11 protein-coding genes are annotated in these 12,472 nt (G+C 65.1%); 4 read left to right on the forward strand and 7 right to left on the reverse strand.

The annotated features are described in order from the left end of the window. Positions 1 to 17: 17 nt before the first annotated feature. Positions 18 to 1,046: an NADP-dependent oxidoreductase gene (locus tag A5785_RS09975; RefSeq protein WP_049697798.1), complete on the reverse strand. Its 1,029-nt coding sequence runs from the start codon at positions 1,044 to 1,046 to the stop codon at positions 18 to 20. Positions 1,047 to 1,172: 126 nt separating this feature from the next. Here A5785_RS09975 and A5785_RS09980 point away from each other — a divergent pair, with 126 nt between their 5' ends. Beyond that, positions 1,173 to 1,763, forward strand: coding sequence for a TetR/AcrR family transcriptional regulator (locus A5785_RS09980; RefSeq protein WP_049697797.1), 591 nt, complete (start codon positions 1,173 to 1,175; stop codon positions 1,761 to 1,763). A gap of 9 nt (positions 1,764 to 1,772) precedes the next feature. Here the strand turns inward: A5785_RS09980 and A5785_RS09985 are convergent, their stop codons facing one another. Then, entirely contained in the window at positions 1,773 to 2,417 is a 645-nt protein-coding gene (locus A5785_RS09985; protein WP_156528028.1) for a TetR family transcriptional regulator, read from the reverse strand. Positions 2,418 to 2,455: 38 nt separating this feature from the next. Beyond that, on the reverse strand, positions 2,456 to 4,690 hold the full coding sequence (locus A5785_RS09990; RefSeq protein ID WP_049697795.1) for an MMPL family transporter: 2,235 nt from the start codon (positions 4,688 to 4,690) through the stop codon (positions 2,456 to 2,458). Positions 4,691 to 4,884: 194 nt separating this feature from the next. On the opposite strand from A5785_RS09990, the gene A5785_RS09995 reads away from it, so the two are divergent. The 3 genes from A5785_RS09995 (at position 4,885) to A5785_RS10005 (ending at position 7,891) form a co-directional block, all read left to right on the forward strand. Beyond that, the gene (locus A5785_RS09995) at positions 4,885 to 5,514 is read left to right on the forward strand and encodes an alpha-ketoglutarate-dependent dioxygenase AlkB (protein ID WP_049697794.1); all 630 of its coding nucleotides are present in this window, start codon (positions 4,885 to 4,887) and stop codon (positions 5,512 to 5,514) included. A 362-nt stretch (positions 5,515 to 5,876) separates the two neighbouring features. Next, positions 5,877 to 6,095 carry a hypothetical protein gene (locus A5785_RS10000; protein WP_053117365.1) on the forward strand — a complete coding sequence of 73 codons (219 nt, stop codon included), beginning with the start codon at positions 5,877 to 5,879 and terminating at the stop codon, positions 6,093 to 6,095. Beyond that, entirely contained in the window at positions 6,095 to 7,891 is a 1,797-nt protein-coding gene (locus A5785_RS10005) for an alpha/beta hydrolase (protein ID WP_049697793.1), read from the forward strand. The genes A5785_RS10000 and A5785_RS10005 overlap by 1 nt, the downstream gene beginning before the upstream one ends. 11 nt (positions 7,892 to 7,902) lie before the next feature. Here A5785_RS10005 and A5785_RS10010 read toward each other — a convergent pair whose 3' ends face one another. From A5785_RS10010 to A5785_RS10030, 4 genes are all read right to left on the reverse strand, one after another. Then, complete coding sequence (locus A5785_RS10010) at positions 7,903 to 9,612, reverse strand: adenylate/guanylate cyclase domain-containing protein (protein WP_197494555.1); 1,710 nt, start codon at positions 9,610 to 9,612, stop codon at positions 7,903 to 7,905. Positions 9,613 to 9,822: 210 nt separating this feature from the next. Further along, a complete protein-coding gene (locus A5785_RS10015) occupies positions 9,823 to 10,377 on the reverse strand; it encodes a YceI family protein (RefSeq protein ID WP_049697791.1) in 555 nt (184 codons plus the stop codon). 115 nt (positions 10,378 to 10,492) lie between these two features. Next, complete coding sequence (locus A5785_RS10020) at positions 10,493 to 11,140, reverse strand: NUDIX hydrolase (protein WP_049697790.1); 648 nt, start codon at positions 11,138 to 11,140, stop codon at positions 10,493 to 10,495. 264 nt (positions 11,141 to 11,404) lie between these two features. Further along, positions 11,405 to 12,466: a hypothetical protein gene (locus A5785_RS10030; protein ID WP_049697788.1), complete on the reverse strand. Its 1,062-nt coding sequence runs from the start codon at positions 12,464 to 12,466 to the stop codon at positions 11,405 to 11,407. Positions 12,467 to 12,472 lie beyond the last annotated feature (6 nt).

Here is a 12,472-nt window from a genome sequence, read left to right on the forward strand (position 1 = left end):
CACCCGACAGCCCTCACCTACAGACGCACGACCATCTTTCCGACGTTCGCGCCGCGCATCATGTCGAGGAAGGCGTCGATCGCGTGGTCGATGCCGTCGACGACGGTCTCGTCGAAGACCACGTCGCCGGCCGCAAGCCACTCCGACATCTTGGCGGTGAACTCCGGAGCCTTGTCGAAGTGATGCCCCACGGTGAAGCCGGTCAGCGTCAGTGCGCGGGTGATGATGTTGGACATGTTGTCCGGGCCGGGGACCCGCTCGGTGGAGTTGTAGCTGACGATCGCCCCGCAGAGCGCCGCACGCCCGCCGTCGTTGAATGCGTCGAGGGCTGCCTCGAGGTGGTCGCCGCCGACGTTGTCGAAGTAGACGTCGATGCCGTCGGGAGCGGCTGCGCGCAGCTGCTTGCGGATCGGGCCGTCCTTGTAGTTGACCGCAGCATCGAATCCGTAACGGCCGGTGAGCAATTCGACCTTCTCGTCGCTACCCGCCGAGCCGATGACCGCCTTGGCGCCGAGCAGTCGTGCGATCTGGCCCGCGGCGGTCCCCACGGCACCCGCGGCGCCGGAGATGAACACGATGTCGCCCGGCTTCATCTTCGCGATCTCGGTCAGGCCGACGTAGGCGGTCAGACCCGTCATGCCGAGCACACCGAGATAGAGCGACGAGTCGAACGCCCTGTCGCCGTTGGCATCTGACGGCGGCTCCGGTAGCACGGTGAACGCCTTCGCCGGACCTTGCGCGACGTCGCGCCAACCGTACTGATGCAGCACCAACGCGCCGACCGGCACGTCATCGGAGCGAGATTCGACGACGCGCCCCACAGCGCCCCCGGTCATCGTCTCGTCGAGCTTGAAAGGCGGAACATAGCTGCGGGTGTCGATCATCCGCCCGCGCATGTACGGGTCGACGGACATGAACTCGTTGGCCACGCGCACCTCACCCGGCTCGAGATCGTCGAGAACGACTGTCACGGTGCGGAAATCGGACTGCTTCGGCCATCCGACCGGACGGGACACCAACTGGATCTGGGTACTGGTTGCGGTCATGTCTCCACTCTCCTCGGTGTGCGTGCGCAGTCAAGGCACATTCTGGTTCAGGGCACATTCTGGACTGTTCATTGCACTATAGGCATAGTAGAATGATCGTTGCAAAATCAGTGCGAGGAGGCAGCCGTGGGACGCACAGCAACGTTCGATTCGACCGAACTCATCGCTTCTGCTCGAGACCTGTTCTGGCAGAAGGGTTTCAGCGACGTCTCGGTTGCCGACGTCGAGTCCGCGTCAGGTGTCGGCCGCTCCAGCATCTATCACGCGTTCGGCAGCATGCGCGGACTGTTCGACGCCGCGGTCGACGACTACCTGACCACCATCGTCACACCGCTGCTGACCGAGCTGAACCGCGACGACGTGCACCCCGACGCCATCTGCTCGTACCTCTCGGAACTGCGCGACGCCATCACGGCAGCGTCGGCGGCCGACGCTGCGACGCCGTCGGGATGCCTCATACTCACCGCGTCGGCGACACCGATCGGCGCCGACGATGCGGTGCACAGCGTCATCGAGAACTATCGGGCGATGTTGTCCGACGCTGTCCGACGCGGCATCGCGGCACGCATGCCCGACGCGTCGTCGAACATCGTCGACCATCACACACGACTCACCGTCGCCGCGATCATCGCTGCGCAGTGCCTCGCGCGCATCAATCCCGACGAAGCGGCACGCACGGTCGACGCAGCGACCAGCGCACTCGGCACGTCTGCGTAGCGCGCGAACTCACAGCGGTAGGCCCTGCTCCAGCAGGTCGATCGCCTCGAGAAGCGTCTCGAGGAATCTGCCGTCGCGCACGTCCTCGGTGCCGTTGGCGATGTGGAACATCATGCCGCCGACCGCCGCGATGAAGACGCGTAACCGTGGATTGTCGCGCTCCACGCCGAGATAGTCGGCGATGAAATCTGCCGCCTCCGAGATCGCGCGGTCGGATTCGATCTGATTGACCAGCAGCAGCGCGGGCTCGGACTGGATGAGCTTCATGCGAGCCGGGTCCGACGCCCAGTCGTCGGCCAACACCAACTCGACCAGTCCCCGCACCATCGCGCGGAGCAGATCGAATCGGCCGAGCCCCGGCGGGATTGCCTCGAGGACCGCCTGCCACTCGTCGTCGAGGTCATCGCTGATGACCACCTGCTCCTTGGATTGGAAGTAACGGAAGAAGGTGGTGTGCGAGACGTCGGCCGCCTCGGCGATCTGGGCGACCGTCGTCTGGGCGTAGCCGTTGGCGTCGAAGAGTTCCATCGCCGCCGCCCTGGTACGACGTTTGTGCTTCTCGCGCAACCCGATCGGCGGCACCGGGGCGGCTGGCGCATGCGAGACCGAGGCGGGCGCGGAAGCCATCGCTGCCGTACTCGTCGCCTCGGTCATCGCAGTGCTCTCCCTATCTACTCTTTATCCCAGTCCGCTCAACTCGACGCCGCGGCCACCTCGCGAGGTTCGTCGGTGCTCGCCTGCGGGATGCCTCGGTCGCGCACCTTCTCACCCTCGATGTCGAGGTTGGGAACCAGCTTGTCCAGCCATCGTGGCAGACCCCATGCCCTATCGCCCAGCAAAGTGATCACAGCGGGCACGACCATCATGCGAATGATGAAGGCGTCGAACAGGACCGCTGTTGCCAGCGAGAAGCCGAGCATCTTGGCCGTCGTGTCGGGCGAGAGCATGAACGCGGCGAACACGCTGATCATGATGATCGCCGCCGATGTGACGACACGCGCACCGTGCCGGTAGCCGGCGATGATCGCGTCCTTCGCACTCATCCCGTGGATGTACTCCTCGCGTATTCGCGTCACCAGGAACACCTGGTAGTCCATCGCGAGGCCGAACACCACGCCGATCAGGAAGATCGGGAGGAACGACAGGATCGGCTTGGTGTTGTCGATCAGACCGAACCAACCCTCTTGGAAGATCGCGACCGTCACACCGAACGTCGCCAACACCGAGAAGATGAAGCCGATCGTTCCGATCAGCGGGACCCAGATCGACCGGAACACCGCGATCATGATCAGGAATGCCAACCCGACCACCACGATCAGATATGGGATCAGCGCCTTGTCGAGTTTGGCGGACAGGTCGGACATGATCGCCGTCTGGCCACCGACGTGCAGCTCTGCCCCCGCCCGCTGAGCCTCGGGGCTGAACGCGCGGATCTGCTCCATGAGGTCGTGCGTCGCCTGATCCGACGGCGCGCTCTCGGGCGTCACCGAGATCAGCGCGGCGGTTGCCCCGACATTCGGCTGCGGTGTGCCGTTGCCCAGCCACGTCATCGTCGACGCATTGGCGACGTCGGGCAGCGACTTGATGTGCGCGACGGTCTCGGTGGCAGCCTTCTCCACCGTGCCGTCCTCGGAGTGCAGCACGACGAGCAGCGGGCCGTTGATGCCCTCACCGAAGCCGCGCTGCAGCAGCGCCTGGGCGGGGGCCTCGTCGTCGCTGGAGAGCGAGAGTCCCAGTTGCAGCTTGCCGACCGGGATCGCCGCGAGCACCAGCACCGCGAGACCCGCGACGATGAACGGGATCGGTCGTCGAACCACCATGCGGCCGAAGCGAACTCCGTTGGTGTCGGCGGTGTCGGATTCTTCTGCGTGCTTGATCCACGGGATGCGCGGGGTGAACGCGAAACGTCCGACGGCGCCGAGCAGCGCGGGGATCAGGGTGAGCGCGGCGATCACGGCCATGAACACCGCGACGGCGGCGCCCGCCCCCATCTGGGTGATCAGCGGGATCCCGACCACCATCAGCGCGACGACAGCGATGATCACGGTCAAACCGGCGAAGACCACCGCGGAGCCTGCCGTACCGACCGCGCGACCCGCGGCGTCGGCCCTGTCTCCGCCGCGTTTCACCTCGCCGCGGTAGCGCGAGACGATGAACAGCGCGTAGTCGATCGACACGGCGATGCCGAGCATGGTGACGATCGCGGTCGCGGTCTCGTTGACCGTCATGACCTCGGCGCTCAGCCGCAGCAGCATGATGGTGATCATCACGCCCATCAGTCCGGTGATCAGCGGGATGAACGCGGCGACCAGCGCCCCGAAGGCGACGATCATCACCACGAAGGCGACAGCGAAACCGATCAGCTCGGCCTTGCCGCCCGCCTCCATGACACTCATCAGCGAGCCCGTGGCCTCGACCTGCAGGCCATTGCCCCGATGCTTCTCGAGGATGTCGGTCAACTGCTTCTTGTTCTCGACGGTGAGGTCGGTCAGCTCGATGTTCTGCCGCACCTGGATCAAACCGACCTTGCCGCCGTCACCGAGAACCGACGACGCGAGCTCGGGTTTGGCCGCGGCGACGGTGACCGGGTTCAGCACCGTTGCCTTGTCGGTGAGGTCGGGCAGGGTGTGCAGGTCGGCGACGAGTGCGTCGATCTGACCGGAATGGGCGGCCAGCCCGTCGTCCGCGGCGACGAGGACGCTGGTCGACGCCTGCGATTGCTGCTTCATCGCCTCGGGGAAGTACTCCTCGACCTGCGAGGTCGCGGTCCCGGAGTCGGTTCCTGGAAGCTCGAAGTCTTTCGCGAACTTCGGATTCAACGCGCCCACTAGCCCGATGAGCAACGCGGCGATGACCACCCAGGCCCCGATCACCCACCACTTGTGGCGGAACGAGAACCGTCCCACCCGAAACAACAACGACGCCATCTGTGCACTCCCTCGAGAAGACTCCGACATTCCGGTAGCAACTAAGAAGTGTTAGTTGCTAACACTTGTGCTCCGGTATACAGATCGTTCCGGCCGATGTGCCACCTCCGAGCCGCGATTGTGAGCGACGTCCCACGCGAGCGCCTGCGACTACATTGCGAACACACGTTCGATATCGGTGTAGGCTGACGTCCATGAGCGCAGGAGTCCAGGGATCGATCTTCGACCTCGACGCCGAGTCACCGCGGCTGCGCGATCTCGGATCGCACGTCGAGCGTCGAGTCCTGACCAACGGCGCGTGGGTAGATCTGCGGCCGGGATGGATCGCAGGCAGCACCGACCTCTTCGACGCTCTGCGCGACGTCGTTCCGTGGCGGGCAGAGCGTCGTCGGATGTACGACAGGGTTGTCGACGTCCCGCGTCTGGTCTGCAATTACCAGGCGAGTGACGAACTCCCCGACCCGTTACTCGCCGACGCGCGAGCGGCCCTGACAGCGCATTACCGCGACGAGTTGCGCGAGGGCTTCGTGACCGCGGGCCTGTGCCTGTATCGCGACGGGTCGGATTCGGTTGCGTGGCACGGCGACCGGTTCGGGCGTGGCGCCACGCACGACACGATGGTCGCGATCGTCTCCCTCGGCTCACCGCGCCCGTTGGCACTGCGTCCGCGCGGAGGCGGAGCGTCGTTGAAATTCACGTTGTCGGCGGGCGATCTGTTGGTGATGGGCGGGAGTTGTCAACGCACCTGGGAGCACGCGGTGCCGAAAGTCCGCGGCGTCGGGGCGCGAATGAGCGTGCAGTTCCGCCCACCCGGCGTGTGGTGAGCGGGAGACTCCCAGAAGATCTTTGGAACCCAAAGATTTTTGGAACCTTTGCCCCCTTGGGTGCGTCAGAGTCTGTGCCGTCGGTGCCAGCCGACGGGAACATCTGACCGTGACATCAGGGGGACCGACACGTGACAGCACCTCAACTGCCGCTCGATGGCATGGCGGATGTCATCGGAGAAGGTTTGGCCGAACTCCTCAACAGAGCGAGGAAGCCGGACCGCGAGGACAGCACCCCTACTCCTGGACCCGGCCCTAATCGATCAGACACTGACCAATCCTCCTCTGCCCGAGCACCTTTCGGTGTTCGACCCGAGGAGATCGAACAGACCGCGAGTGCATGGCGACGTGAATCGAAGGTCGTGGCGGATCTGAAACTCGACGCGCTGTCGTCGGTGTCCGGTGCGATGAGTGACGTGACGACGGCACTTCACTCGGCGTCGACCTCGGCGGTTCCGACGATCGCCTCGATCTCGGCTCGACTTGCGACACTGGCCGATTCGCTCGTCACGTTCAACGCCATGGCGATCGATCGCGACGATCGCGCAGCGGCATCCCTACGCAGTGTGCCGACCCGCTGATGAAACCGACCATCTCAGCGGTGCGCGGATGGAGTACCAACGCGATCTCGGCCGCAGGCGCGGCCGCACAGGCCGCGGCTCAGACGCTCGACACGTCCCTCGCGGCAGTCGAGCGATCACTGAACGACGCCGCCTCGTGGCGAGGCGCAACCCACGACGCCGCGCAGATGCGGATCACCGAAGAACGCGACCACGCCTCCGAGGTACGTAATGTGCTGAACCAGATCGCCGACGAGGCCAAGGACGCCGCCACAGACATCGCCCATGCACGGGCGTATCTGATCCGCGAGGTCGACAACGCGATCGCCGACGGGTTCACCGTGTCCGACACCGGCGAGGTGACCCACGCCGATCCCGACGAGGACATGAACGCCTTCGTCCGCGAGAACCGGATCGCCATCGGCATCGACACCCTCACCGAATTCGACACCGACTACGGCCGTCGGATCGGCGAATTGGCATCCGACATCGCAGCCATGGTCAACGGACAGCCCGACGTCACGCTGCCCGGCGGCACCCGCGCCGACCCGGACCGGGTGGTCGCCGATCTGCGTAACCTACCCGCCGAACACCGACGCCAGTACCTGGAGTCAATGAGTCCCACCGACGTGCGTCGTCTGATCCAGGCCGATCCGAACGTCATGGGCAACCTCGACGGCGTGCCGTTCGACACCCGCGCCGATGCCAACGAGATCAACATCCGCACCGCACTGGCAGCGGAGATCGCAGCCGGACGTGGTGAGGGTCAACGCGCACAGATGCTGACCGACTTCCTGCGACAGAAGAACGACCCTGCCTCCGCGATCGACCGCGACAACGCAGGCGCCTACCTCGCCGACGACAACAAGACCGAGCGCAGATTCATCGCATTCGACAACACCGGCAACGGCCGGTTCATCGAGATGATCGGCACTTTCAACAAGGACACACGTAACGCTGCGGTGGTGGTACCCGGAACGAACAGCAACATGAATGGCAGCCTGCGCAACAGCAACTCCGCGTGGAACCTCGCAAAGCAAACCGACGGGCCGGTCTTCGTCTATATGAACGGTGAACTGCCGCAGAAGATGGGTTACGAGGGTGCGCCCTCCGCCGCGCTCGACGGACTGGAGGGCGGGCTGCGCGACGGCATGCCGGGTGCGCGGGACGGCATCCGGTCGGGGATGGAGAAGTCCTTGGACAATTCTGCAGCCGACCCCGTCTTCGCTCGCAGCATGGCACCGGGACTCGTCGATTTCGGTCGTGAACTCGACGCCGAGATCGCCCGCCACGCCCCCGACGCGAAGACCACGTTCATCGGCCACTCCTACGGGGGTTCGGTCGTCGGATCGGCCGAACAGTTGGGACTGCGCGCCGATCGGGTGATCTATGCGTCGTCGGCGGGCACCGGAGTGTTCGAGGGCGGGTGGGACAACGCCAATCCGCGCGTCGAGCGGTTCTCGATGACCGCACCGGGCGACCTCATCCAGGGCATCCAGTCGCTACCCGGCAACCCGCACGGCGCCGATCCCGACACCGCCCCTGGTGTGACGCGCATGGATTCGGGTTATTTCGGTGGTGACGGACAGCATCCCCGGCGGCTCGTGGAAGGCACCGCAGGCCACGGCGACTACTGGGACGACCCGAACTCCGATGCCTTCAACAACATCGCGCGCGTCATCGTCGGCGAGCAACCAACACCGTACGTCTATCGAGCACCAGACATGCCCCTCGTCGGGGCACTGAAGCACCTGCCGCCCGCGGTCCTGATCGACGTGCTCGGCCTTCCCGACATCCCGCTGCGCCTACCGAAATAAGCTGCGCGCGTTCACTTATCGGAGTGTTTGGACGAGCCCGTCGCCATCCGGATCGCGGGGCCGAGCAGTCCGGAGATCAACCCGCCGATCGACAACGGGGTCTGGCCGTCGAGGCCGATCGGGGCATACATCTCGGTGATCTCACTGCGCCCGCGCACCACTCGACGATCAACCGCCGTCCAGTGTTCGCTCTCGTCCTCCGACGCGTTTATCGCGTCGCCGCTGGCAAGAACCGGATACCGACCGCTGCGGGCCGCCTCCGACAGACGGGCACACTCGTTGACCGGGTCGCCGATCACGGTGTACTCGTAGCGCCGTTCGGCACCGATGTTGCCGGCGAACACGGTTCCGTAGGAAACCCCGATCCCCCACCGGATCTCGAGCGCCTCGGTCAGGCCCCTGGCGAGGTCGCGCGCGGCGGCGAGTGCCGCGGCCGCGGGGTCGTCGAGTTCGACAGGGGCACCGAACACAGCAAGCGCCGCGTCGCCCTCGAATTTGTTGACGAAGCCGCCGTGTCTATCGACCACATCGGCGACAACGGAGAAGAACGAGTTGAGCAGCGCCGCGGTATCTTCCGGCGCCCGATGCTCGGCCAGCGTCGTGGATCCGACGATGTCGACGAACAGCACCCCGACCTGACAGTTCGATCCGTGCATCCCTGCGCCGTGTTCGATGGCGAGTTGCGCGACGGTGTCGCCGACGTGCCGCGCGAACAGTTCACGCATCCGCTCACGTTCGTCGAGGCCCTCCACCATCTCGTTGAAGCCGTGCTGCAGCACGCCGAGCTCCGACGAGTCGTACACGTCGACGTGGGTGGTGAGGTCGCCATCCTGGACCCGCTGCACCGCGTGCCGCAGTTCGGTGAGCGGATCGATGATGGCCTGCCCGACCAGCATGATGACGCGCACTCCCGCAGCGAGGCCGACTGCGGCCAGCACCACCGTCGTCCAATCGATCCGGCCGGCAGCCGGGGGCAACAGTCCCGATCCCCTCCCGAGGTTGATGATCAGCAATCCGCTCATCGGCACGAGGCAACTGATCGCCCACACCGCTGCCATACGGGCTCGCACGCCCTGCACCGCATGGGTCGCCGGGTGATCCTGCAGCGCAATGATCAGTAGCGGGCGGGCCGAGCGTTCGGCGAAGAGGTAGGTGAGGCATCCGATCGACAGACCGGCAAGCGCGAAGGCGACCGCGACGCCGAGCAGGTCGTCGGCGCTGAGCCTGTCCAACGACAGCAACACGTAGCTGAGCACGGCCAGTAGCCAGCCGACAATCGTCGCCGCAGCCTGCGCGAACGGAATTCGTTGGACGGATCGTCGACGCTCCCGATCGGCCTGCTCGCCGCTGATGAACCAGCGCAACTGCGGCACCATCACCGCGAAGACCAGCACCACATTGACCACGAGGCCAACACCGATCGCTGCGACGACGGCCGGGAAGTTCGGTGCGCCCAGCGTCGTGGCGAACGTCATCTGGCCACCGTTGTACGCGAGCTGGACCAGCAGGAACGTCTCGAGGCCGACGAGCACGTTGCTGCCGACGATTGCCGAACCGGCGATCACGCTCGCGCGGCGGGCGAGCCGAATACGCTCCGCCCGGCCGATGCCACCCCATTCGCGCAACGTCGGAGGTCGCTCGACGCCCCACACGAATGTGGAGTACCGACGCCGCGCGCGAGACCACCTGTCATCGTGGTCGCGGGAGCGTTGCGGATGCACCGAGGCGCCTTTCTGCCTGTTGTGTCACATAAGACAGTTCATTGTGACAGGCGAAATGCCGCGATCAGAACTCGATCGTGTGTGACGACGCAAGCCGAAACGCCAAAAAGGCCGGCGCCGCACCCGGGGGACTAACGGGAACGGCACCGGCCGTGGACTCGTACGTCATGTCGAGGTCATCGACTCATCGCACGAGTGGTCTTGAAGGGATCAGGCCTGCGCCTTGAGCGCCTCGATCTCGAGGTTGATGGTGACCTTGTCGCCGACGACGACGCCGCCACCCTCGAGGGGCATCTCGATGTCGATGCCGAAGTCCTTGCGGTTGATCACGGTGGTTGCCTCGAAGCCGGCAACAGCGCCCTGGCCCATGCCCGGGTTCGATCCGTTGAACTCGAGTGCGAGGTCGACCGACTTGGTCACGCCGTGCAGGGTGAAGTCGCCGGTGAGCACGAAGTTGTCACCGTCGGGGCGCACGCTGGTCGAGACGAAGGTCGCCTTGGGGAACTGATCGGCGTCGAAGAAGTCGGCCGACTTGATGTGGCCGTCACGCTGCGGGTTTCCGGTGGTGATGGTCGTGACGTCGATCTCGGCCTGCACCGAAGGGGTGCCGTCCTCGGCGACGGTGATGGTTCCGCTGAACGACTCGAACTTGCCGCGAACCTTGCTCACCATCAGGTGCTTCACGACGAAGCCGACGGTCGAGTGGGTGGGATCGATGTTCCAGACGCCGGCCTCGATGGGGGCCTTGACGGTGCTTGTGGTCATGGTGAAACTCCTCGGCTTCTTGTCGTTTCGGGTTGTGGTCCGTGGACCGTCTTCTCGGCCCATCGCTCATTCTAAACGGACCGCGGTCCGATTTCATTCCACCGGGGCAAAGTTTTTATTTCCAGGCGAATACTGGCTGCTCAAAGCCGTCGACGCGGGTGTCGCGACCTCGCAGGACGACCTCGACGAACTGATAGATCACCGCTGCTGTCGGTGCGTGGAGCAACGCGGAGTGACCGCTCGGCGAGTAGTCGTCGGGGTCGCGGCGCAGCCCTGGGATACGGAGTTGGATGACCGGACGCGGCGATTCGGGGATCGCGATGAACCGTGGTTCGTCGAGTAGGTCGTCGAGAGGCACGAAGAACAGTTCCGACACCTCGTCGGGGCTCGGCGTCGGAGGCGGCGCGTCGTCCGGCGCCCAGCAGACGACGGGCGTCATCACGAAGCCCGATCGCGTCGGATAGTCGTCGAGCAGTCCGAGTACGTCGTCGGTGTCGAGCGCTACCCCGAGTTCCTCGTGCAGTTCCCGTAGCGCGGCGTCGACGATCCCCTCTCCCGGGTCGAGGCGTCCGCCGGGAACTGCGAACTGTGCGGCATGGCGACGCATGGTCAGTGGGCGGCGCAGAACCCAGATCCCCTGTCGGTCGGCTTGATTCGAGATCACGATGGCGACCGCGGCAGGTCGGGCTTCCGGATCGTCGACGACGCGACGTTCAAGTGCTGCGATGCGATCGGTGGCGATCGTGCGATCGATGGATGTCACACATTCAGTTCACCACGGTCGAAGAATCGCTAACCGATGTGCCTGCACACACACTGGCGACGCACGCGTGATCTGCATCGGCGAACCTTTTCTCCACCACGACGATCGGCCACCATTGACGCACTTGCGAATCGAAAACTTCTCCCAGACAAGGCAGATCATGTCCGCGATCGTTGTCACCCTCATCGTCCTGGTTCTTCTCGCCGCGCTGAGCAACCGACCGGGGTTGAACTTCTATGCGCGCAGCATGGGCGGTTCGGGGCGCTAAACGCGTAGCTGTCCGTGCTCGTGGTTCGCGCTCGCCCGCGCGACTGCCGCTCGCAGGTGATAGTCGATGATCGCCAGCGCGAACAGACCGAGCGCCAGGTTGTAGAGCGCTCCGAAGCCGTCGAGCGCGAAGTCGACGAGGGCGTTGGCCATAGTGAAGACGAGCGCCGCCATCCGTAGCGCGCGCAGCGGCCAGACGCGGTCGGTGTGGCGGCGACCGATCATCGCCGACGCCGAGCACGCGAGCGTCACCACGCCGCTCACGAAGAGAATCCATGCCGCGGTGGGGTCGCGACTGAGTTCGAGATAGATCCCGTAGTCACGGTGATTCACGTACAGCGCGAGCGCACCCACGATGACCGTCAGTGCGGAGCTGATGACCAGCAGCCAGCCGATCAGCGTCAACCACCAGCGTCGTCGGAAGAAGCTCGGGATCAACGCGAGCGCACGCGCACGCACCCGGGTCAACCGGTCCGGGGTGTCGACGCTCGCGTCGAGTAGACCGCGAATGTGCGCCACGAGTGCAGGATCGGCGTCGCGCGCCTCGGCGAAGTCAAGAAGGTCGGCGGCCTGGCGGCGTCGACTCTCCGGAAGTCCGTGCGCCACACCGTCGGCCGCGATCACCGCTGCGTTCGCGATCGCCTCGGGCACCGATGGTCGCTTGAGATCGCGGACGAACCGACTGATCAGCAAGATCAGCACCACCAGCAGGTACATGATCTCGGCCGATGGACCGTAGAAGTAGTCGTTGTCCTTGGTGACGAACTTGCCCACTTCGTCGAGGAACAGCCCGAATCCGATACCGCCCATCACCACCGCGACGACGCGAGGCGTCGAACCGAGCAGGAGCCAACCGAAGACCAGCGCGAGCATCATGAGCGCCCCGCCCCACAGTGCGTGGGCGATGTGCAGCGTGCCGTTTCCGATCTGCGGGTAGCCGGTCAGACGCAGGTAGGCACGCGTCACGAGGATCGTGCCGATCGCGAAGATGAGGAACCACTGCACCGCCGCTGTTCCGTAGACGCTGCGCACGAGGACGGTTGTTTGCCGAGCCGACATGAGGCG

Source organism: Gordonia sp. 852002-50395_SCH5434458, assembly GCF_001665905.1.
Taxonomy (GTDB): Bacteria; Actinomycetota; Actinomycetes; order Mycobacteriales; family Mycobacteriaceae; genus Gordonia; species Gordonia jacobaea.